Origin of the sequence: Streptomyces sp. NPDC059679 (assembly GCF_042734105.1) — a bacterium.
Classification (GTDB): Bacteria; Actinomycetota; Actinomycetes; order Streptomycetales; family Streptomycetaceae; genus Streptomyces.
The window spans coordinates 104,271-124,720 of record NZ_JBHWES010000027.1 but is presented as its reverse complement, the minus strand read 5'-3'; the positions used below and the strand labels follow the sequence as shown (position 1 = coordinate 124,720).

Sequence of the window (20,450 nt, the reverse complement as noted above, 5' to 3'; positions counted from 1 at the left end):
GTCACGAACCCGTCGCGAACAGCTCCCTCATCGCCTCAGCGACCACGTGGGGACTCTCCCGCGGCAGAAAGTGGCCGACGCCCGGCACGATCCGTACGGTGAGGTCGTCCGCATGGCTCTCGCCTCCGGCCAGCATGGACGGCCGTATCACGTTGTCCCGCTCACCACCCAGCAGCACGGTCGGGACGGTCAGCCGCTGCCCGCGCCACGTGCCGCGCAGCAGCGCCGGGATCTCCCGGACCACGTACTGCCAGAACATGGCCTGCCCGGCATGCGCGCTGGCCTGGGCCGCAGCGCTGAACTCCGCGAGCTCATCGGCTTGCCAGACCGAACGGTCGGCGACCTGGTGACGCAGCAGGAAGCGGGCGAACGCCGGCCAGCGGCGCAGTACGGCCCGGCCGATCACCGGGTACTCGATGAAGGCGGTGTACCACTGCCGCCACACGTTCGGCAGGACGGCCCGCTGCCGGGCCCACGGGTGCGCCATGTTGAGCGCCAGATAACCAGTGAACCGCTCCGGTGCCCGCAAGCACAGCCGGAAGCCGACCTGGGCACCCCAGTCGTGCCCGACCAGACCCACTCGATCAAGCCCAAGTGCGTCCAGCAGCGCGAGCATGTCATCGGCCAAGCTGTCGAAGTCGTAGCCGCTCCGGGTCTGCTCCGACCAGCCGAAGCCCCGCAGATCCGGGCAGATCAGCCGTTGTCCGGCGGCCGACAGGACGGCGACCCGGTGCCAGCCGAACCAGTGCTGCGGGAAGCCGTGCAGCAGCAGGACCGGCGCGCCGGTCCCGTACTCGGCGACATGCAACCGGACGCCGCGCACCTCCAGCCGGCTGTGCTTCGCCCCTTCGGCGTTCGGGAACGGTCTGCCGACGGCCGCCGTGACCGAGGTTGTGCTCGATGTCATGGGAAACACCTCTCGCCTTCGGCGGGTCTCCGGAGGGCCCGCTTCGGCATGCCAGGAGGCGGGACCGGGCCAAAACGTTCCCCGCGACTCCGCTTGGGCGGACGCAGCAGTTTGGGGGGCGCGGCACCGTCCGGAGATACACGGTGTGGGTGCGCTGCGCTGCGCCTGCGCCTGTGCGCCGTCTCGCGGCATTCGGTTCGGGCGGGTGCGGGTTTCGTCTCGGACCCTCCGGGTCCAAAGCGCCGGCGAGAAGGGGGAAGGGGGGCGGCTGGTCCGTTGTCCTGGTTCCTCGACCCGGCGAGTGGCTGAGCTCAAAGAGGCTCCGCTGCGCTCCGCCGCAGCTGCTGCCGCGCGGTGGCCAAGCCGGTCAGTCCAGCGGTGCACTGGACCGGGGCGCGGGAGCGCGACGGATGGGCGGGCACCGGGGGACGGGATCGCCCCTCCCCCACCTGCTCTCAGAAAAACACTTGACGCAGTACTTGATGTAGAGCAAGTATTTTTTTAAGAGCAGGCGGGTGGAAGGCCCGAACCGGACCCCTTGGGCTGGACGGCGACGAAGCCCCCCCCGGCGCCCCCGCCCCTTCCCGCTGCCGGCTGCTGTGCGCCGAAGGCGCGAGACGATGCCCGACGCGGCGATAGGACCATGCCGTCCAGCGTTCGCCGACCCGTTCGTCGCGCTCGCGCGAGGGCAGTGCGTCGAATTCTCCCGGAGCTTCGCGCCGGTCGGCGTCGTTCCCGTTCGGGACAGCAAGGTCCCGAACGGTCCGGCACTCGTCTTCCCTGCGGATTGCTGGGGGCGTTCGTCTCCGCCATACGGTGCGGGGAGTTCCCCGCCACTTGATCCGCCCGACAACTCCCTTCCGACGCACGCGGCTTGTGATCTTTTCCTTGCCTCGGTCCGTAACCCAGGCATAGCCTCCGGGCACAACGACCGTAATTCGGAAGGCAGTTCCCATGCGTACAGCTGTCATCACCGCGCCAGGACAGGTGGAAATCAGCGAGATACCTGTACCGGACGTGGGCGACTCGGAGGTGCTGGTACGCATCGCCGCGTGCGGGGTGTGCACCATGGAGGCCAACCTGTACGCGGGACGCATGACCGTCTACCCCGCCGCCGCCGGCCATGAGATAGCCGGGTGGGTCGAGAAGGTGGGCGCCAAGGCCGCCGGGCTGGACGATATGCCGGCCGTCGGCGACCTCGTCACCATCGACGGGCTGCCCCGCTGCGGCGCCTGCCGCAGCTGCCGGGCGGGGCAGTCCGCCATCTGCGTCGCCCTCCAGGGGCACAAACGCGAGGACGGCGCGATCACCATGGGCGCGGGGCTCGCCGACTACATCAAGGTGGACGCCTCGCGGGTGTGGTCCGTGGGCGAGACCGACCCGGCCGTCGCGGCCATGGGCGAACCGCTCGCCTGCGTGGTCCACTCGCTGCGCCGCGGTGGCTTCCGGGCGGGCGACCGGGTCACCGTGGTCGGCGCCGGGTACATGGGCCATCTGCACCTCGCCGTGACCAAGGCGCTGCAGGCGCGCAGCGTGTCCGTGGTGGAGCGGGACGAGCAGCGGCTGGCCGCCATCGCCGCGGCCGGCGCGGACGCCGCGGTCACCCCCGGCGATCTGGGCCAACTGCCCCGCGCCGATGTGGTGTTCGTGACCATCGCGTCCAAGGAGGCCATCGCCGTGGCGCTGGCCTCGGTCGCCGACGGCGGCCGCATCGTGCTCTTCGGCGGCTCCCCCGACGGCCCCCCGGCCGAGCTGCCCGGCTATGAGGTGCACCGCCGCCAGCTGACGGTCACCGGCTCCTTCAGCCATGACCCGGAGGACTGGCGGGCGGCGGCGGAGCTGCTGCGCGGGGGCGCGCTGACGGGGCGGCTGGAGACGCTGGTCACCGCGCGGTATGCGCTGGACGAGGTCGAGAAGGCGCTCAAGCAGGCCGCGGAGACGCCGGTCTACCGGGTCGTCGTGACGCCGTAGCCCCTGCGGGCGGCATTCCCACCACTACCGAGAGGACCACTGTGCCCCCGCACGAGAACACCCTGCGCGTCGGCGTGCAGCTGCACCCCCAGCACACCGAGCTCGACCAGCTCCGCGCCGCCTGGCGCGAGGCCGACGCCCTGGGCGTCGACTCGATCTGGACCTGGGACCATTTCCTGCCGCACCACGGCGACCCGGTGGGCAATCACTTCGAGTGCTGGTCGCTGCTGTCCGCGATGGCCGTCGAGACCAGCCGGGCCACCATCGGCCCGCTCGTCAGCTGCACCGCGTTCCGCAATCCGCATGTGCTCGCCGACATGGCCCGCACCGTCGACCAGCTCAGCGGCGGGCGGCTGGTGCTGGGGCTCGGGGCGGGGTGGTTCGAGGCGGAGCACACGGAGTACGGCATCCCGTTCCCGGGCCCGGCCGAGCGCGTGGACGCGTTCGCCGCGGCCATCGCGGCGATCAAGGAGCGGCTGGGGAAGCTCAACCCCGGTCCCGCGGGGCCGCTTCCGCTGCTGATCGGCGGGGCCGGGCGGCGGCGCACCCTGGAGCTGGTGGCCCGCGAGGCCGACTGGTGGAACTGGTACGGCTGGGCCTCCGAGGATCCGGTCGCCGACTTCCGCGAGCTGAACGGCGTGCTGGACCAGTGGTGCGAGCGCGTCGGCCGCGACCCGGGCGAGGTGGCCCGTACGGTCATGGTCAACCCGGATCAGCTGCCGCTCGTGGAGGGCTTCGCCGAGGCCGGTGCGGTCCATGTGGTGCTGTCCCTGGCCGCGCCGTACGACCTGCGCCAGGTGGAGGAGCTGCTGAAGGTGCGCGAGGCGCTGGGCGCCGGGCGGGCTTCTTGACCGCTGGCGCAGCGCCGCCCCGCGAGGTCCTGGGGCGGCGCTTTCGCCTGCTCATGGGCTGTCTGCTGCTGTCCACCCTGGGCAACGGCCTGTGCTTCCCGTTCACCTCCATCTACATCAGCGAACTGCTCGGGCTCGGCTCCCGGGCCGCGGGCGGCTACTTCATCGCCATGGCGGCGGCCAGCTTCGCCGCCGCCCTGCTCGGCGGGCCGCTCGCGGACCGGGCGGGGCCGCACCGGGTGGGAGCGCTGGGGGCCGCGGCGCTCGCGGTCGGGTACGGGATGCTGGCCCCGGTCGACACGGTGGTGCCGGTTCTGCTCTCGGGCGCGTGCGTCGGAGTGGGCTTCGGGCTGTTCTACGCCTCGATCGTGGGCGTCGTGGACGCCGCCGTCCCGGAGAGCGGGCGCCGTACGGCCTTCTCGGTCCGGCACATCGTGAACAACGTGGGGATCGGGGCGGGTTCGGTCGTCGCCGGTCTGGCGCTGCGCGGGGCCGAGGCTCCCGTCGGGACGCTGCGCTGGCTGTACGTGGCCAACGCGGCGGCCGCGGTGCCACTGCTGGTAGCCATCTGGGCCATGCGGCCGCGGGAGTCCACGGGGGTTCGGGAGGAGAAGGCCGAGCAGGGCGGCGGGCCGACGTACCGTACGCTGCTGCGCGCCCGCCCGATGGCGCTGCTGGTGCTGGCCCAGGCGCTGTTCGCGATCGTCGGCTTCACCCAGATCGAGGCGACGGTGCCGCTGCTGCTCCACGACCACATGGGCATCACGCTGGGGTGGGTGTCGGTGGTGGTGGCGGCCAACTCGTTCGCACTGGTGGCGCTGCAGCCGCTGCTGCGGCGGCGGCTGGAGCGGCTGCCGGAGACGGTTGCGCTGGCCGCCGGTCCGGTGCTGTGGGTGGCGGCGTTCGGCTGCGGGCTCGGCGCGGTGCTCGCCGGGGACGCGGCCTCGTCGCTGGTGCGGTACGGGCTGCTGCTGGCCTTCGCGCTGGTCTTCGCGGCGGGCGAGCTGATGTATTCCTCGGCGTTCTATCCGCTGCTGCTGCGCTGGTCAGGGGAGACGGCCGTGGGCCGGGCGAGCGCCCTGGCGTCGCTGGCGTGGAACCTGGGCACGGCTTCCGGGCCGCCGATCGGGCTGTTCGTGATCGTGCACGCCTCGGCGACGGGGAGCTGGGTCGCGCTCGCGGTCGGCGCGGTCGCGGCGTTCGCGGTGGCGGGCGCGCTGCACCGCCGGGCGGCGCGGGACCGGGCGGCGGGTGTGTGAGCTTCCGCCGCCCGGCCGGGCGGGACTGACTACGACTGCCGGCTACGACTTGGGCAGATAGTCGTTGGAGTACGCGTCCTCTGGCGTGACCGCCTTCTCCAGCAGGCCCTGGTCGTACATGAAGTCGGCCATACGGCTCCAGCTCTGGGCGTCGTTGGTGCCCAGCTCGCCCGCGTCGTTCTGCATCATGGGCGTGGTGGCCTTGAGCACAGCAAGCGCGTTCTTCTGCCGCTTCTCGTCGCTGAGACCGGGGACGTACTTCTGGCTGAGCTTGACGGTGTCCTCGGGCTTGTCAATCGCGTACTGGAGACCGCGCAGGGTGGCGTCGACGAACTTCTTCATCTCGTCGCCGCGCTTGTCCAGCGTCTTTTCCTTGACGCCGATTCCCACCCCGACCAGCGGATCGCCCGCGGCGCCTCCGTCGAGCGTCAGGGAGCGGACCTCCTTGCCGGCCTCCTGGAAGGCAATGGCGTCATTGTTGAGGTAGCCCATGACGCCCTCGACCTTTTTGCCGGTCAGCGCAGCCTGCTGGGTGAAGCCGATGTTCTTCACCTTGGCGTCCTTGGGGGAAAGCCCTGCCTCTTTCAGCAGGGCCAGCAGACCGAAATAGGTCTCGCCATAGGGACCGGGGGTGCCGATCGTACGGCCCTTCAGGTCCTCGGGCTTCTTGATGTCGGATTCCTTGGGGACGATCAGACCCACGGGGTATTTCTGATAAAAGGTGGCGATGTCCACCAGGGGGAGATTCTGAGAGCGGGCCTGCAGCATCTCGTCCCCGCCCGCGTAGATGACATCCTCCTTGCCCGACTTCAGGGCTCCGAAGAGATCTTCGGCGGCGCCGTGGTGACGCAGCTCGACATTCAGCCCGGCGTCGTCGTAGTACCCCTTCTCGGCCGCCACATAGAACGGGGCGAACTGGATGTTGGGCGTGTACGTCAGCCCGACCGTGATCTTGTCTCCGCTCTTGCCCCCCGCGTCCTTCGGCTTCTCGGCGCATGAGGTCAGGGTGGCCGCCGCCACCACCGACGCGAGAGCCGCCCCCGTGACCCGGTGTCTCAGGGCGTGCCTGGTGGACGTCCTTACCAAACGCACGTACTTCTCCTCAATGAGTGGAAGATGTCAGTCAGCGCTGTACGAGCCGCTCGACCAGGCGAATGACGCCATAGAAGCCGGCGGCGAGAAGTGCGAGCATGACGAGCGTCGAGAACAGCCCGATGGTGTCGGCCTCCTGTCGCTGGACCGAGAGGAGCTGGCCGAGACCCTCACCGCCCATGACGAACTCGCCGACCACCGCACCGGTGATGGACAGGGTGAAGCCATTGCGCACCCCCGTGAGGATGCTGGGCAGCGCGAGCGGAAACTCGATGTACCACAGCATCCCCCACCACCCCACGCCGTCCACGCGCGCGGCCCCCATCACATCGGGGTCCAGCGAGCGCAAGCCCAGCACGGTGTTCACCAGGATGGGGAAGAAGACCAGCAGCGCGCACAGCACGGCGATGGGCAGCAGCCCATAGCCGAGCCACAGCGCGAACAGCGGGGCCAGGGCCACCGCGGGCACCGCCTGCGAAGCGGCCAGATACGGCTCGAGGGCCGAGGCCGCGAGCTCACTGCGCGCGATGAGATAGCCGAGCGGCAGGGCGACTCCGAGCCCCATACCACTGCCCGCCAGCGCCTCCCACACCGTCTCCTTGGTGTAGTCACGCAGATCGCCGTGCAGGAACTCGTCGACGAAATGTTTCGCCAGGTCGTACGGCGCCGGAAGGTAGAACGTGTCCACGGCACCGATACGGATGGCAAGATCCCATACGATGAGCAGGGCCAGCCCGAATACGAGCGGCGGGAGCACCCCCCGGGTCGCGGATCCGGCCATGTTCCTGCGAACTCGGCGGCCGTGTGCCCGCTTGGGGCTTTGACTCGAGCGACCCGCGTACGATGCTTTTCCGCTGTTCTTCCCGGACTTTCGTACCTGTCCGGGCCGGGGTGAATGCGACGGTTCCGTCCCCGGTCCGCCACTGGCGCCCGCCGTGGCGGTCGCACCCCTTCCGCGCCCTTGCGTCATCCCCAAATCCCCTTGTATTACCGGCTGTTGCCAGATCTCCCGGCACGCCCGCGTGCAACCTATCGCCAGCCCGCTCAGGATCACAATGTGGTGGGGAACAAGGAAATCGTTCCGTTTCATCCACCAGTGGAGAATCGGTCGAGGATGCCGAGCTCACAGGCGCGCACCCCGGCCTGAAATCGGGAGTTCACCTCCAGTAGCTCGAGGATTCCGGTGACGTAGCGGCGGTAGGTGCGCACCGAGATCGCCAGCTCCCGCGCCGCGGCCTCGTCCGTGACCCCGTCGCCCAGCCGCCGCAGCACCCGCCGCACCATCTCGGTGCGGGCGCGGTTGCCGAAGTCGAGCGGGCGGGCGGCGGGCGCGGCGGAGCGCCAGAGGTTGCCGAACATGGCGTGCAGGGCCGCGACCACGGCCGGGTCCTGGACGACCGATGCCTGCCGCCCGTCGGCCGAGTCCGCGCACACCAGGGCGGTCCGGCCGTCGGCGATCACGGCCGTGGGCAGCGCCACCGCCGCGATCCGGATCTGCGGCGGGCGGGCCCCGAGGCCGCCGCCCGGCCCGAGCGCGGGGCCGGGGTCGACCGGCGGCCGGGTGCGCAGCACCCGTACGTCAATGGCGTCGCCGAGGCCCGAGACCAGGGTGTGCAGGGCCGCGTGGTCGGCCGCCTGCCGGGCCGTGGGCTCCGGGAACGCGGCGTCCACGCTGTGCACGGCCTGGCCGACGACCTGTTCGGCGGCGGCGAGAAAGGCCGCGTCGGCCGCGCCCACCGCGGTGAACAGCTCGCTTCTGGCCTGCCGGGCCCGGTGTGCGTGAACGGTGGACTGTAAGAGGCTGCGCACCTCTTGCAGGGTGCGGTCGAGGGCGTCCTCGACCGCGGCGGCCGGCTCGGTGATCCGGTCCGTGATCCGTTCCGTCATCTGGTCCGTCATCGTCTGGTCATCGCTTCGTCGTCCCGCCTCGCGACATGGTCAGGTCTCGAGTGCTTCAGGGGCGGCTTGGCAAAAGCCCCGTCTCCACCGCCCGTACCCCCGCCTGGAACCGGGAATGCGCCCCCAGCTCGCGCATGATCTCCGCGACGTAGCGGCGGTAGGTGCGCAGCGACACCTTGAGGTCGCGGGCGGCCACCTCATCGGTGACCCCGGCCCGCAGACACTCCAGGATCCGCAGCGCGGTGTCGGTGCACAGCCGTCCGGGCGGGCGCGAGGGCTCGGCGAGCGCCGCGGCGTTCCCCCATGCCCCGGCGAACATCAGATCCAGGGCCTGCACCGTGGCCGCGTCCTCCACGAGCGAGACCGGCGGCACGGTCCGCTCCGGCCCGGGCTCGAGTCCCGGCCCCTTCTCCGGCCTCATCTCCGGCCGTACGTAGCCGATCCGGCCGTCGACGAGCAGGGTTTCGGGTAACGCCCCGTCGGCCGTCCGCGCCTCACAGCGCGGGTCGGTGCGCGCCAGCGCCGGTATCCGCGGGCCGGTCAGGGCGTCCGGCAGGCACAGCAGCCGGACGGCGACGCCCTCGCGGCCGGGCCGGGGCGGGCGGGCGAGGGCCGCGCAGACGGCGTCCTCCTGCTCCGGGTCGCCGGAGAGCACGACGGCAACGGTCCGCTCGGCTCCGGCGATGAGCCGGTCGGCGGCCTCGGCGGCCGACGGCCGTCCGGGCCCGGCCCGCACCCACGACTGGCGGGCCCGGTCCTGCCGGTGCCGGGTCACCACGGACTCGATCAGGTCATGGGCCGCCAGCAGCGCCCGCTCCACATGGTCGGAGCCCGCGGCACCGGCCGCCCCACGCTCGGGTGACGGCTCGGGCATCCTCGCAAGACCAACCATGACTTCCCCTGCAGGGCGAAGGCGACCTGTTTTCTGAAATTCGAGCCTGGTTCGAGAATTTCTTGGAGCAAAAAACGCTATGCAATTCCATTGACGACAGTAATTCGCACACAGCGACGGCGTCAACGCAGTGAGTCAGGTAAAGAGTAGGCAAATGACGGCGTGTCAGACCCTACCGCAACGCCTCGCGCGCGCAACGACACGCGGTATGTCAGGAAGTTGCATGTATCCGCGCCGCCTGACCGCCCGTACGCCACCCAGCGCAGCCGCCGGGACACTCTGGGCGACCGGCCGCCGGGGCCGCTGTCCGCTTGCTGCCAGCCGTCGACGGGCGCCCGGGTACCCCCGTCCGGGGGTGAGTCACTGCGAGCCGAAGCTGATCGGTCCCTGGAAATCCCGGCCTTGAATAACCGGCCCGGTGATCCGCGCGTCACCCGAGATGGAATTGTGGACGGTGCCGACCTCTTGGGCGGGCGTTCCGTACCGGCTCATCCAGGCCGCCAGGTCGCGCCCCAACTCGGGGTCCTGGCGGGCTCGTTCGACCAGCAGCTCGGCCAGTCGGCGCAGCCGCTCCGGGTCGTCGTACGGAATCGCGACGGGCTCGCCATCGCCCGCCGGATCGGCGCCCGGGCCGCCCGACGGATCGGCCGCCGGGTCCGCGCCCGGGTCGGCCGCCGGGTCCGCGCCCGGGTCGGCCGCCGGATCGGACGGGTTCCGCCGGAGCACCCTGCGGGACAGCGCGCCCAGCGCCTCGAGCGCCCGCCGGCCCGCCTCACCGCCGGCCCCGGACACCACCGCGTTGACCGCCGCGATCAGCGCACCCGCCGTCACCGGATCCATGGGCCCCTCCCCGGCTCGCACACCACTCCGAACGGCACGCTACCGAACAGCGGCTCACGGGCCGACCGATTCCGCGCGAAGCGTGAACCAGACCGTCTTCCCGGTGGTGTTGAGGTCCGTGCCCCATTCGTCGGCCGTCTTGCTGAGCAGAAACATCCCCCGCCCGCTCTCGGAGAGGAAGTCGGGCTCCTTGACCACCGGCAGCGAGGACTCGCTGTCGCTGACGGAGGCCCGTATGCCGTACGGACGGTTCTCGAGGGTGAGGACACAGTCGGGCGAGGCAGCGTGCTTGTGGACGTTGGAGAGCAGTTCGGTGACGCACATCGCAGCCGCGGTGATCAACTCCTCGCGGCCCCACTGGCGCAGCCGCGCACCCACGACGCGGCGCACGTCCGCGAGTGTCTGCGGATGGACGCGCAGGCGCAGCTCGTATCGCCCCCAGCTACCGCCGGGCGGTGCCCCCTGCGGGATGTTCTCTGCCATGTCGTCCAGGGCCCTCCAAGGCACGGCGCGCTGCCGTGTCGCACAGGCGATCCTGTCCCATGTCCGTGCTACTCGCAATGTTTCGACCCACTCACGCAAGACTGGCATATGCCGCCTGGTGGTTGTAGTTGGCGATACGTCAGACTGGCCACATGTCCTACCACCCAGTGCCCACCGTGCGGCGCAGGCGGCTGGGGTCCACTCTGCGGAAGCTGCGTACCGAAGCGGGGATGACATTGGACGCGGCCGCGCAGGCGCTGAACGCGGCCCAAAGGGGACGTACGGGCGCCCGCCGCTGGAGCGCCCCGAAGCTGTCCCGGATAGAGAACGCGAACGCGACCATCCGCGCCGCGGAGGTCGCCACCCTGCTGGAGGCCTACGCCATCAGCGACTCCGAAGTCCGCGCGGCGCTCGAGAGGCTTGCCAAGGACGCCGGGAAACGCGGCTGGTGGCAGACCTACCGCGGCGTGGTCGCCCCCGCGTACGCCGACTACATCTCGCTGGAGAGCGACGCCGAACACGTCCGCGACTTCGCCCCACTGGTCGTTCCAGGGCTGCTGCAGACGCCCGACTACGCCCGGGAGACGATCGCCGCCAACGCGGTCGCGCGCAGCGAGGCGGAGGTCGCGGCGCTCGCCGAGGTGCGGCTGGCCCGCCAGGCGGTGCTGACCCGTCCGCGCACTCCGCTGCGGCTGTGGGCGGTGATCCACGAGGCCGCCCTCCACCGGCGTTTCTCCGGCCGCCCGGCCATCATGGACGAGCAGTTGCGGCGGCTGCTGGACGTCGCGGACTGGCCCACGGTCACGCTGCAGGTGATGCCGATCGACGCGGCGCCCAACCCGGGGGACGCGGGCGCCTTCACGATCGTCGGGTTTCCCGGTCCGATGCCGGACGTGGTCACCCAGGAGAACCTGCGCGGCCCCGTGTACGTCGAAGGAGTCGACGACGTCAACGTCTTCGCCGACGCCTTCGACCACATCGTCGACAGCGCGCTGTCGACGGAGGAGACGAAGGCCCTCATCGCCGGTCTCTTAGGAAAGAGGGCCCCACACCGTGAACACCTCAAGAGTGCCCGAGAACCCGCATGACCTGTCCCCGAACCCATCCCTGTCCCCGTCCCCGCGTCCGCGCTGGCGCAAGTCCTCGCACTCCGTGGGCGAGGGCCAGTGTGTCGAGGTCGCCGCGTGGGGCGGCCTGGTCCGGCTGCGCGAAAGCGACGACCCGGACGCGGTCCTGGGCGCCGCCCCGGCCGCCTGGGCCGCTTTCGTACGCGGCGTGAAGGCGGGCTTATACGACGCCTGAGATGACGCGGGGCCCGGTCCTGACGGGCCGGGCCCCGCGCCGTTCAGGCCGGTGGGCCAAGTGGATCAGACCGGTCGGCCGGTCGGCCGGTCAGAACTGCACGTCCGAGCAGGCATAGAAGGCGTTCGAGGTGTCGGCGACGGTCCACACGGCGAGGATCAGATGCCTTCCGGTCTTCCCGCTCGGGATGGTGCCCGAATGGGAGAGCGTGGACGGTGGCCGCTGGCCGTTGTACGGGACGGTCAGGAACGGCGTGGAGTCCAGGCTCGCGCGGGTGAGCTTCGAGTTGGGGTTCCAGCCGTTCTTGGTGATGAAGTACTTGAAGTCCGTCGTGGCGTGCGAGGCGGTGAAGCGCCAGGTGAAGGTGTAGCTCTGCCCGGCGGTGAGCTTGGTGGTCGGCCACTGGCCGCCGCGCGGGTCGTCCAGCTGGGAGAACCGGCTGTTGCCACCCGCGCAGATCGTGCCGTCGGCCGGACCGCCGGACGGGAAGCCCTTGGGGCCCTCGACGCTCTGCGGTTCGTACTGGATGTCGCCGCAGTTGGTGACGGTGCCGTTGGCACACAGCTTCTGACGGCTGATGGGCGAGTCGGTGTAGGCGTGGCTGGAGGCGCTGCCGCCGGTGGTGAGAACGGAGACCGCCGCGAGCCCGATGCCGATCACAGCGGCGCTGATCTTCTTGCGCATGCTTCGCTCCTGAAGACGTGGGGAGTGCTTCGGCGAGCCGAGTGCTGTGCGGTCTAGACCAAGTCGCAGAGTAACCGCGATTTCTTGGTCATGTCCATACCAAATTCAGGAGATGTCCATACCAATGAAGCGCGATGAAGCGCACTGCCCGGAGCACCCCTCCAGGTCGGGTAGGATTCATCCGTCAGCAGGCGCCGCTAGCTCAGTTGGTTAGAGCAGCTGACTCTTAATCAGCGGGTCCGGGGTTCGAGTCCCTGGCGGCGCACTTGGCTTACGCCACTGACCAGGGGTTTCTCGGTTCGCCGAGGAGCCCCTGTTGCGTTCCCGGTAAGCTGACGCGATTGGAGGTGGCTGTGGCGGCGCACAATCGCGGCATGGCGAGCGACATCCAGGAGCGCATCAAGCGCCTGATCGTCGACCAGCGGCTGCCCTCCGGCGCCCCGCTGCCGACCGAGACCGAGCTGATGGAACTGCTCGGCGTCAGCCGCAACTCCGTGCGCGAAGCCCTCAAGGGGCTGCAGGCCATGAACATCGTGGAGATCCGCCATGGCTTCGGCACCTACGTCGGACCCATGTCGATGGGCCCGATGATCGAGGGGCTGATCTTCCGCACCGTCGCCGGCCACTACCGCGGCGAGGACAGCCTGCTCCAGTTGCTGGAGCTGCGCGAGGCGGTGGAGACCGGGCTGATCGCACGGCTGGCCGGGCGAATACCACAGGCCGACCTGGCCGAGCTGGACGCCCTGGTCGAGCGGATGGAGGCGGAGGCCGCCGAGGGCGCCGTACGCGCCGACACCGACCGGGCCTTCCATGCCGCCCTCCACCGCGGCCTGGACAATCTGCTGCTCAGCGAGATGCTGGAGGCGTTCTGGGACGCCTTCCACCGGGTGCGCACCGATCTGGTGGATCTGCACACCGATCCCAAGGTCACCTGCCGGCAGCACCGGGAGATCCTGGAGGCGGTCCGCACCGGCGATGTCGTACGGGCCGAGGCCGCCGTTCGCGATCACTTCGGCGATATCCGGGAGCGGCTGCGCTCCCCTCACCAGGAATGACCCGGCGCCCCGCACCACGACCGGCCTGAGCCCCGCCTTCCCGTCTCGCGCCGCGGCCGATTCACCCCTCCCCGCCGGAAAGGTCCGGTTCTCGCTGTTGCGCTTCACGAGGCGGCCGTTCCATGTCCGCATCGTCGGTTGTCTCCACTAATGTGCCCGTACGGCCGAGGGGGGGCCGTTTCGGGGGAGAGCACACGACGAACGGGCTTCAGCACGCGGCCGGCTTCCGCGTGCGGGGGGAATGACTCATGGCGTCGACGACCAGCGCGCGCATCCCACGGCAGCACCACAGCGAACCGCACCGGCACCGGCCCCGGCCGCCGCTGCCGAAGTACGACTACGAGCACTACAGCCGGCTCGCCGGCCCGCTCAGCCGACCGGATTCCGAAAACGCAGGAAATTCAGCCAAACCGTACCGGGTGCGCTACCGCGGACTGCTGGCCGACGAACCGCACCGCGTCCGCGCCGCGCTGCTGCTGGGCGCCGCGCCCCTGCTCTCGCTGGGGCTGCTGCTGTGGCTGATGCAGCCCGCCCACTGGACCAGCCGGGAGGGCGTCGGCCCCGTCATGGCCGCCATGGACACCGTGATGCTGGTCTCCATCGGGCTGATCGAGCTGTTCCGCACGCTCAATGTGCTGTCCAACGCGCATGCCACCCTCGTCGCCCGCGACCCGGTCCCTGTGGTGCCCGAGACCGGCACCAAGGTCGCCTTCCTCACCTCCTTCGTGCCCGGCAAGGAGCCCCTGGAGATGGTGACCCGGACCCTGGAGGCGGCGGTGCGCGTGCGCCACCGCGGAACCCTGCACGTCTGGCTCCTCGACGAGGGCGACGACCCGGCGGTGAAGGCGGTCTGCGCGCGCCTGGGCGTACGCCACTTCACCCGCAAGGGCGTCGAGAAGTGGAACCGGCCCAAGGGCCCGCACCGCGCCAGGACCAAGCACGGCAACTACAACGCCTGGCTGGACGCCCACGGCGACGCCTACGACTACTTCGCCTCCGTCGACACCGACCACGTCCCGCTCCCCAACTACCTGGAGCGGATGCTCGGCTACTTCCGCGACCCGGACGTCGCCTTCGTCGTCGGCCCGCAGGTCTACGGCAACTACGACGCGGCCGTCACCAAGGCCGCCGAGAGCCAGCAGTTCCTCTTCCACGCCCTCATCCAGCGCGCGGGGAACGCCTATGGCGGCCCCATGTTCGTCGGCACCAACAACGCCGTACGGATCAGCGCCCTCAAGGGCATCGGCGGGCTGTACGACTCGATCACCGAGGACATGGCCACCGGCTTCGAGCTGCACCGCCACCGCAACCCCGCCACCGGCCGCAAGTGGCGCTCCGTCTACACCCCCGACGTCCTCGCGGTCGGCGAGGGCCCGGGCGCCTGGACCGACTTCTTCACCCAGCAGCTGCGCTGGTCCCGGGGTACCTACGAGACGCTGCTCAAGCAGTTCTGGAAGGCGCCGCTCACCCTGCCGCCGGGCAAGCTCTTCAACTACACGCTGATGGTGATCTTCTATCCGGCGTCAGCGCTCAACTGGATTCTCGCCGCCCTCAGCTGCGCGCTCTTCCTCGGCTTCGGCGCCTCGGGGCTCCAGATCGACCCCGCCATCTGGATGATGCTCTACGGCAACGCCTCGGCCCTGCAGATCGGTCTGTACATCTGGAACCGGCGGCACAACGTCTCCCCGCATGAACCGGAGGGGTCCGGCGGCGTGGCCGGCATGGTGATGTCCGCCCTCGCCGCGCCGGTCTACGCCCGCTCGCTGATGGACGCCGTACTGCGCCGTAAGAGCAGGTTCGTGGTGACGCCCAAGGGCGACTCGGCGAGCCCCGACACGCTCTTCGGCACCTTCCGGATTCACCTTTTCTTCCTGGCGGTCTTCGGCGGGTCGCTCGCCTCTTCCTTCTATTTCGACCACAGTCATCCAGCGATGACCGTTTGGGCATCACTTGCCCTGGCTGTCACGGCCGCGCCGATCATCGCCTGGCGGTGGACCCTCCGCCAGGAGAAACGGACCGAGAAGCAGACCGAGAAGCAGACCGCCGAAACATCCCTTGGGGGACGATAGAACGTGAAGTACCGACCGAGTCGCCGCACCCGCCGCTTCGGGATCGGTGCGGCGGCTGTACTCATGCTGGCCGGAATGAACGGACCGGCCCTCTACCGCTTCAGCTCGGACAAGTACCACAAGTACAAGATCAACCAGCCGGAGTACAAGGCCAGGAACGGCCACTGGGATGTGGTGAACGTCCCCGAGGAGTACCGGATCAATACGATCCACGCCGCCCTGCTGCACACCGGCAAGGTGCTGCTGGTCGCCGGCTCCGGGAACAACGCGAAGAACTTCGCCGCCAAGTCCTTCCGGAGCGTCCTGTGGGACCCGGTGAAGAACACCTATCGGAACATCCCCACCCCGCAGGACCTCTTCTGCGCCGGGCACTCCCAGCTGCCGGACGGAAAACTGCTGGTGGCGGGCGGCACTCAGCGGTACGAAAAGCTCAAGGGCGATGTGGAGAAGGCCGGCGGCCTGATGTTCGTCCACAACGAGGACCCGGACAAGCCGAAGACGTTCCCGGCGGGCACCCGCTTCACCGGCAAGGAGAACGGCAAGGTCTTCGAGTCCAAGGACCCGGTTCTGGTGCCGCGCGCCAAGAAGGCCAAGAACCGCAAGTCCGGCAAGGTCACCGTGACCGCCAGCACCGCCCGGGTCTATGTGGAGGCGCTGCGCAAGGGGAAGCGGTACCAGACCGGGACCCAGGACAACTACCGGATCGAGGGGCTGGCGGGCAAGGACCGGCAGAACTTCTACGGCATCGCGCAGAAGCTGTCCTTCGACAAGAAGGACTTCCAGGGCATCAAGACCGCCTACGAGTTCGACCCGGTCGCCGAGCGCTATGTCCCCGTCGACCCGATGCACGAGGCCCGCTGGTACCCGACCCTGACCACCCTCCAGGACGGCCGGGTGCTGTCGGTCTCCGGCCTGGACGAGATCGGCCAGGTCGTACCGGGGAAGAACGAGACCTACAACCCCCGGACCAAGAAGTGGAAGTACCTGTCCAAGAAGCGGTTCTTCCCCACGTACCCCGCGCTCTTCCTCACCGAAGGCGGCAGGATCTTCTACACCGGCTCCAACGCCGGATACGGCCCGGACAACGTGGGCCGCACCCCCGGCATCTGGGATCTGAAGACCAATGCGTTCAAGGCCGTGCCCGGTATGAGCGACCCGGACATCCTGGAGACGTCGATGTCCGTGCTGCTGCCCCCGGCCCAGGAGCAGCGGTACATGGTGCTCGGTGGCGGTGGGGTCGGCGAGGACCCCAGGGCCACTGCGAAGACCCGGATCGTCGATCTGCGCAAGGCACGGCCGCGCTTCCACGACGGGCCGAAGCTGTACTCCGAGGTCCGCTACCCCAGCAGCGTCATCCTCCCGGACGACACCCTCCTGACCACCAACGGCTCGGGCGACTACCGCGGGCGCGACGGCAGCAATGTGCTGCGGGCCGAGGTCTACGACCCCAAGACCAACACCACGCGCGGTGTGGCCGACCCGCTGGTGGGCCGCAACTACCACTCCGGGGCGCTGCTGCTGCCCGACGGCCGGGTGATGACCTTCGGCTCCGACTCACTGTTCGGCGACTCCGCCAACACCGAGCCGGGGAAGTTCCAGCAGCAGATCGACCTGTACACCCCGCCGTATCTGTTCCGCGACGCGCGGCCCACGCTGGTCGACACCGCGCCGCGGACCGTCAAGCACGGGGCGAAGGCCACCTACCGGACCCCGCACGCACCGGCCATCGAGCGGGTACGGCTGATCCGCCCGAGCTCCTTCACCCATGTGACCAACGTCGAACAGCGGTCGATCGCGCTGGACTTCGTCGCCGGCCGGGACAGCGTCACCGTCCGGATCCCGAAAGACCCGTCGCTGGTCCCACCGGGGTGGTACATGCTCACGGTGGTGGACGACGAGGGCACCCCCTCAAAGGCGGCCTGGGTGGAGGTGCCCGCGGACGGGCGCACCTCCAAGCGCTGACCGGTCGGCTACCCGGGCCGTCTGGCGTTACGGGCGAGGCTACCCGCGCCGTTTGACGTTACGGGCGAGGTCGAGCGCGTACCGCGGCCACCACTGGCCGGCCTTGGGGCCGCCCTTGCAGGTGCCGTCCGACTCGCCCGGACGCTTGATCCACAGATACGCGGCGACCGCGCGGTCGCCCGTGCGGACCGTCGGCGTCTCGCCCAGCGCCCGTCCCTTGGGGTTGCACCAAGCCTCGGGGTCCTCCTTGCCCGGCACCGGGCCGTTGCCATTACGGCTGGTGTCGATCACGAAGGGCTTGCCGCCGACCAGGGCGGAGAGCTTCTTGCCGTATGCCTTGTTGTCCTCGGTGGTCTGGTAATTGGCGATGTTGAGCGCGAAGCCGTCGGCCTTCTTCAGCCCCGCCCGCCTCAGCGGCTCGGCCATCCGGCGCGGGTCCTTGATCCAGTGCGGATTCCCGGCGTCCAGATAGACCTTGGTGTGGGGCAGCCCCTTGAGCTTGTCCACGGCCCCGGTCAGCAGGTCATAGCGCTCCTCGAGGAACTTCTTGGGCGTGCAGCCGTCCACCGCGTGAGGCAGCGCGTCCGGCTCCAGGATGACCGTGGCGGCCCGGTCGCCGATGCCTCTGACCGCCTTGTCCAGCCAGGCGCGGTACGTATTGCCGTCGGCGGCGCCGCCCTTCGAATAGTGTCCGCAGTCGCGGTGCGGGATGTTGTAGAAGACCAGCAGCGCGTCGCGCTCCTCCTGGGCGGCGGCCTCGGTGAACCCGCGCGCCTGGCCCTCCGGATCGTCCACCCCCAGCCACTCAGCGACCGGCTGCGCCGCGATCCGCCCTATCAGCTTCGCCTCGGCGTCCGCCCCCTTCCTGCGGTACGCGGCGACCTGCCGCGCCGCGCTGCCGTCGGGATTCACCCAGTACGGCACGACATTCCTGGGCCGCTGCGCGGGCTTGGCGGCCGCGATCGACTCCTCCTCGCTGTCGGAGGACGACGAGCCGAAGCAGCCGGAGAGCGTCACAAGCGACAGCAGCGCCCCCACCGCGGCCCCCACACGGACAGCGCTGCGCCGACGGCCGGTGTAACTCCCGTACATCCACTCCCCCTTGGGTGCACGCTCCGGGAGGCACCCCTCAGGCCCCCGGGTAGGACAAGACCGGTCGAATCCATGCTTACACACCACACCGACCCCCACTGGGTTGTCCACAGCCCTTTGCGTGATTTCGCCCGTACGGCGTGGTGCGGGCCCCAAGCCGCGCCGGGGCGCGCACGCCTACCGAATCCCCGTCAGATACGCCGACACCACCACGCGCGCACCAGGCGCCGCGTACGCCCCGCGCGCCCCGCGCTCTCCCTGGATTCCGTCCCTCGCGACCAGCCGCAGCTCCGCCCGGCCCCGGGCCCGCGCCCCGTACACCCGCCGCGCCTCGTACCGCCCGGCCATGACCATCTCGACGCCCTCGACCGTGAACTCGGCCACCGTCCCGTCCGCCCGCGACACCCGCACCGCGTCCCCGCGCCTGACCCCGCCCAGGCGGCGGACGACACCGGCGTCGGCGGGCCCGATCAGCACCGCAGTACCCGAGGCCCCCGGCCGCGCCCCCACGCCGTACCAGTCCGCGCCCCGGCCCATTCGCCTGCTCCAGCTCCGGCCCCGGCCCGGCTCGCCGACCCGCCCCGCGATCCCCGCCGACGCGACGACGACGCGCCGCGCCCGTACGGACGGCAGCGGTCCCCGGGACGGCGGCAGCGGATGCGCGGGCGGGCGCCCCACGGCCGCCACGTCTCCCGTCACCGGCACCACACCGCCCAGGCCCTCCGCGGTGTCATGGCCCCACAGCCACAGCCCGAGCAGCAGCGCCGCCCAGGCCACCCCCGCGACCGGCCGGCCGACCCGGCCGAAGCCCTTCCCGTACACCGCCGTCAGCCCGATGCCATTCCGACCGGGCGACGGCGGCGGCGCACCGCCAGCCCGGCGACGGCCAGCGCCGTGCCCCCGGAGAGCACCAGGCCGTACGCCTCGGCCCTGCCGAAGTCCTGGCGCGCCGCGTCGTCGGCCGGGGCGATACCCGGATGGGCGTGGTGGGCGGGGTGGGCGCGGTGGGCCGGGCGCGCGGGGGCGTTGTCCTCCTGGTCCGCGGCGGCGGGTCCGGCGATGGCCATGACCACCACCGCCGCACAGACGGCCATACGGAGCGTGAGGGCGAGCGAACGCATGGTGAACCTCCTGACACCACCGAGGCTCACGCGCGCAGCCGGGAGCCGCATCCGCTGCGGCCCCCGGCTGCTCCGTACGGGTCAGTCCGGGTCAGTCCGTACGCGTCAGACGGCTCCGGCCGGCGTCACACCCGCTCGACCAGGTCCGCGATGGAGTTCACGACCGTGGACGGCCGGAACGGGTGCCGGTCGACCTCTCCGATCTGAGTGACCCCGGTGAGCACCAGGAAGGTCTCCATGCCCGCCTCGAGACCGGCCAGCACATCGGTGTCCATCCGGTCGCCGATCATCGCGCTGGTCTCGGAGTGCGCCCCGATCGCGTTCAGCCCGGCGCGCATCATCAGCGGGTTCGGCTTGCCGACGAAGTACGGCTCGGCCCCCGTCGCCTTGGTGATCAGCGCGGCCACGGAGCCGGTCGCGGGCAGCGCGCCCTCGGCGGAGGGCCCGGTCTCGTCCGGGTTGGTGGCGATGAAGCGGGCGCCGTTGTTGATCAGGCGGATGGCCTTGGTGAGCGCTTCGAAGCTGTACGTACGGGTCTCACCCAGCACCACATAGTCGGGTTCGACGTCGGTGAGGACATAGCCGATGTCGTGCAGGGCCGTGGTCAGCCCGGCCTCGCCGATGACATACGCCGTACCGCCGGGCCGCTGGTCGTCCAGGAACTTGGCGGTGGCCAGCGCGGACGTCCAGATGTTGGCGACCGGCACGTCCAGGCCGATCCGGGACAGCCGGGCGTGCAGATCGCGCGGGGTGTAGATGGAGTTGTTGGTGAGCACCAGGAATGGCTTGCCGGACTCGCGCAGCCGCTTGATGAAGGCGTCCGCCCCGGGCACCGGGATCCCCTCGTGCATCAGCACCCCGTCCATATCGGTGAGCCAGGACTCGATCGGCTTGCGCTCTGCCATTGCGGACTCTCCTGCCGTGCACCAATAACAACTGAGTGGGGACACCGACCGCGTGACTGCGGGCGG

Annotated in this window: 21 protein-coding genes and 1 tRNA gene; 10 read left to right on the top strand and 12 right to left on the bottom strand. The window is 70.3% G+C overall.

The features are described 5' to 3' along the window. Window position 1 precedes the first annotated feature (1 nt). Complete coding sequence (locus ACFV2X_RS27430; protein WP_385621205.1) at window positions 2–907, bottom strand: alpha/beta fold hydrolase; 906 nt, start codon at window positions 905–907, stop codon at window positions 2–4. A gap of 620 nt (window positions 908–1,527) precedes the next feature. Here ACFV2X_RS27430 and ACFV2X_RS27425 point away from each other — a divergent pair. The 4 genes from ACFV2X_RS27425 to ACFV2X_RS27410 are packed head-to-tail and all read left to right on the top strand — an operon-like array spanning window position 1,528 to window position 4,988. Beyond that, window positions 1,528–2,034, top strand: coding sequence for a DUF397 domain-containing protein (locus ACFV2X_RS27425; protein ID WP_385621203.1), 507 nt, complete (start codon window positions 1,528–1,530; stop codon window positions 2,032–2,034). Continuing rightward, complete coding sequence (locus tag ACFV2X_RS27420; RefSeq protein WP_385621200.1) at window positions 1,925–2,878, top strand: zinc-binding dehydrogenase; 954 nt, start codon at window positions 1,925–1,927, stop codon at window positions 2,876–2,878. Before ACFV2X_RS27425 ends, ACFV2X_RS27420 begins: the two co-directional genes overlap by 110 nt. 41 nt (window positions 2,879–2,919) lie before the next feature. After that, window positions 2,920–3,729, top strand: coding sequence for an LLM class F420-dependent oxidoreductase (locus ACFV2X_RS27415; RefSeq protein WP_385621199.1), 810 nt, complete (start codon window positions 2,920–2,922; stop codon window positions 3,727–3,729). Next, window positions 3,726–4,988, top strand: a complete 1,263-nt coding sequence (locus ACFV2X_RS27410) for an MFS transporter (protein ID WP_385621197.1) — start codon at window positions 3,726–3,728, stop codon at window positions 4,986–4,988. Before ACFV2X_RS27415 ends, ACFV2X_RS27410 begins: the two co-directional genes overlap by 4 nt. A 42-nt stretch (window positions 4,989–5,030) precedes the next feature. On the opposite strand, the gene ACFV2X_RS27405 is transcribed toward ACFV2X_RS27410, so the two are convergent. From ACFV2X_RS27405 to ACFV2X_RS27380, 6 genes are all read right to left on the bottom strand, one after another. Further along, window positions 5,031–6,080, bottom strand: a complete 1,050-nt coding sequence (locus ACFV2X_RS27405; RefSeq protein WP_385621194.1) for an ABC transporter substrate-binding protein — start codon at window positions 6,078–6,080, stop codon at window positions 5,031–5,033. 31 nt (window positions 6,081–6,111) lie between these two features. Then, window positions 6,112–6,645: an ABC transporter permease gene (locus ACFV2X_RS27400; RefSeq protein ID WP_385621279.1), complete on the bottom strand. Its 534-nt coding sequence runs from the start codon at window positions 6,643–6,645 to the stop codon at window positions 6,112–6,114. 521 nt (window positions 6,646–7,166) lie between these two features. After that, window positions 7,167–7,967: a DNA-binding response regulator gene (locus tag ACFV2X_RS27395; RefSeq protein ID WP_385621193.1), complete on the bottom strand. Its 801-nt coding sequence runs from the start codon at window positions 7,965–7,967 to the stop codon at window positions 7,167–7,169. A gap of 67 nt (window positions 7,968–8,034) precedes the next feature. After that, complete coding sequence (locus tag ACFV2X_RS27390; RefSeq protein ID WP_385621190.1) at window positions 8,035–8,853, bottom strand: hypothetical protein; 819 nt, start codon at window positions 8,851–8,853, stop codon at window positions 8,035–8,037. A 378-nt stretch (window positions 8,854–9,231) separates the two neighbouring features. Beyond that, window positions 9,232–9,711, bottom strand: a complete 480-nt coding sequence (locus tag ACFV2X_RS27385) for a hypothetical protein (protein WP_385621188.1) — start codon at window positions 9,709–9,711, stop codon at window positions 9,232–9,234. Window positions 9,712–9,765: 54 nt separating this feature from the next. Then, window positions 9,766–10,194 (bottom strand): ATP-binding protein, encoded by a 429-nt coding sequence (locus ACFV2X_RS27380; protein ID WP_385621186.1) that lies wholly within the window; start codon window positions 10,192–10,194, stop codon window positions 9,766–9,768. A 152-nt stretch (window positions 10,195–10,346) separates the two neighbouring features. On the opposite strand from ACFV2X_RS27380, the gene ACFV2X_RS27375 reads away from it, so the two are divergent. Both ACFV2X_RS27375 and ACFV2X_RS27370 read left to right on the top strand, forming a co-directional pair. Then, complete coding sequence (locus ACFV2X_RS27375) at window positions 10,347–11,282, top strand: DUF5753 domain-containing protein (RefSeq protein WP_385621184.1); 936 nt, start codon at window positions 10,347–10,349, stop codon at window positions 11,280–11,282. Beyond that, the gene (locus ACFV2X_RS27370; protein ID WP_385621182.1) at window positions 11,248–11,496 is read left to right on the top strand and encodes a DUF397 domain-containing protein; all 249 of its coding nucleotides are present in this window, start codon (window positions 11,248–11,250) and stop codon (window positions 11,494–11,496) included. Before ACFV2X_RS27375 ends, ACFV2X_RS27370 begins: the two co-directional genes overlap by 35 nt. 90 nt (window positions 11,497–11,586) lie before the next feature. On the opposite strand, the gene ACFV2X_RS27365 is transcribed toward ACFV2X_RS27370, so the two are convergent. Then, a complete protein-coding gene (locus ACFV2X_RS27365; RefSeq protein ID WP_089512419.1) occupies window positions 11,587–12,180 on the bottom strand; it encodes a lytic polysaccharide monooxygenase in 594 nt (197 codons plus the stop codon). A gap of 191 nt (window positions 12,181–12,371) precedes the next feature. On the opposite strand from ACFV2X_RS27365, the gene ACFV2X_RS27360 reads away from it, so the two are divergent. The 4 genes from ACFV2X_RS27360 to ACFV2X_RS27345 all read left to right on the top strand — a co-directional run bounded on the left by ACFV2X_RS27360 (window position 12,372) and on the right by ACFV2X_RS27345 (window position 17,266). Next, window positions 12,372–12,445, top strand: a tRNA-Lys gene (locus ACFV2X_RS27360). 109 nt (window positions 12,446–12,554) lie between these two features. Continuing rightward, on the top strand, window positions 12,555–13,235 hold the full coding sequence (locus tag ACFV2X_RS27355) for a FadR/GntR family transcriptional regulator (protein WP_385621179.1): 681 nt from the start codon (window positions 12,555–12,557) through the stop codon (window positions 13,233–13,235). A gap of 248 nt (window positions 13,236–13,483) precedes the next feature. Further along, the gene (locus ACFV2X_RS27350) at window positions 13,484–15,304 is read left to right on the top strand and encodes a glycosyltransferase family 2 protein (RefSeq protein WP_385621176.1); all 1,821 of its coding nucleotides are present in this window, start codon (window positions 13,484–13,486) and stop codon (window positions 15,302–15,304) included. Window positions 15,305–15,307: 3 nt separating this feature from the next. Beyond that, on the top strand, window positions 15,308–17,266 hold the full coding sequence (locus ACFV2X_RS27345; protein WP_385621175.1) for a galactose oxidase-like domain-containing protein: 1,959 nt from the start codon (window positions 15,308–15,310) through the stop codon (window positions 17,264–17,266). A gap of 39 nt (window positions 17,267–17,305) precedes the next feature. On the opposite strand, the gene ACFV2X_RS27340 is transcribed toward ACFV2X_RS27345, so the two are convergent. The 4 genes from ACFV2X_RS27340 to ACFV2X_RS27325 form a co-directional block, all read right to left on the bottom strand. Next, a complete protein-coding gene (locus ACFV2X_RS27340; protein WP_385621173.1) occupies window positions 17,306–18,358 on the bottom strand; it encodes a glycoside hydrolase family 6 protein in 1,053 nt (350 codons plus the stop codon). A 177-nt stretch (window positions 18,359–18,535) separates the two neighbouring features. Beyond that, the gene (locus ACFV2X_RS27335; protein WP_385621171.1) at window positions 18,536–19,180 is read right to left on the bottom strand and encodes a sortase domain-bontaining protein; all 645 of its coding nucleotides are present in this window, start codon (window positions 19,178–19,180) and stop codon (window positions 18,536–18,538) included. A gap of 5 nt (window positions 19,181–19,185) precedes the next feature. Continuing rightward, window positions 19,186–19,479: a hypothetical protein gene (locus tag ACFV2X_RS27330; RefSeq protein ID WP_385621170.1), complete on the bottom strand. Its 294-nt coding sequence runs from the start codon at window positions 19,477–19,479 to the stop codon at window positions 19,186–19,188. 125 nt (window positions 19,480–19,604) lie between these two features. Further along, window positions 19,605–20,384, bottom strand: a complete 780-nt coding sequence (locus ACFV2X_RS27325; protein WP_089512412.1) for an HAD-IIA family hydrolase — start codon at window positions 20,382–20,384, stop codon at window positions 19,605–19,607. Window positions 20,385–20,450: the final 66 nt, after the last annotated feature.

Coding starts and splice junctions, on each gene's coding strand:
- ACFV2X_RS27330 (WP_385621170.1), bottom strand. CDS start 19,479: ATGCGTTCGCTCGCCCTCACGCTCCGTATGGCCGTCTGTGCGGCGGTG.
- ACFV2X_RS27395 (WP_385621193.1), bottom strand. CDS start 7,967: ATGACGGAACGGATCACGGACCGGATCACCGAGCCGGCCGCCGCGGTC.
- ACFV2X_RS27425 (WP_385621203.1), top strand. CDS start 1,528: ATGCCCGACGCGGCGATAGGACCATGCCGTCCAGCGTTCGCCGACCCG.
- ACFV2X_RS27390 (WP_385621190.1), bottom strand. CDS start 8,853: ATGCCCGAGCCGTCACCCGAGCGTGGGGCGGCCGGTGCCGCGGGCTCC.
- ACFV2X_RS27375 (WP_385621184.1), top strand. CDS start 10,347: ATGTCCTACCACCCAGTGCCCACCGTGCGGCGCAGGCGGCTGGGGTCC.
- ACFV2X_RS27430 (WP_385621205.1), bottom strand. CDS start 907: ATGACATCGAGCACAACCTCGGTCACGGCGGCCGTCGGCAGACCGTTC.
- ACFV2X_RS27325 (WP_089512412.1), bottom strand. CDS start 20,384: ATGGCAGAGCGCAAGCCGATCGAGTCCTGGCTCACCGATATGGACGGG.
- ACFV2X_RS27365 (WP_089512419.1), bottom strand. CDS start 12,180: ATGCGCAAGAAGATCAGCGCCGCTGTGATCGGCATCGGGCTCGCGGCG.
- ACFV2X_RS27385 (WP_385621188.1), bottom strand. CDS start 9,711: ATGGATCCGGTGACGGCGGGTGCGCTGATCGCGGCGGTCAACGCGGTG.
- ACFV2X_RS27340 (WP_385621173.1), bottom strand. CDS start 18,358: ATGTACGGGAGTTACACCGGCCGTCGGCGCAGCGCTGTCCGTGTGGGG.
- ACFV2X_RS27380 (WP_385621186.1), bottom strand. CDS start 10,194: ATGGCAGAGAACATCCCGCAGGGGGCACCGCCCGGCGGTAGCTGGGGG.
- ACFV2X_RS27350 (WP_385621176.1), top strand. CDS start 13,484: ATGGCGTCGACGACCAGCGCGCGCATCCCACGGCAGCACCACAGCGAA.
- ACFV2X_RS27355 (WP_385621179.1), top strand. CDS start 12,555: ATGGCGAGCGACATCCAGGAGCGCATCAAGCGCCTGATCGTCGACCAG.
- ACFV2X_RS27400 (WP_385621279.1), bottom strand. CDS start 6,645: ATGGGGCTCGGAGTCGCCCTGCCGCTCGGCTATCTCATCGCGCGCAGT.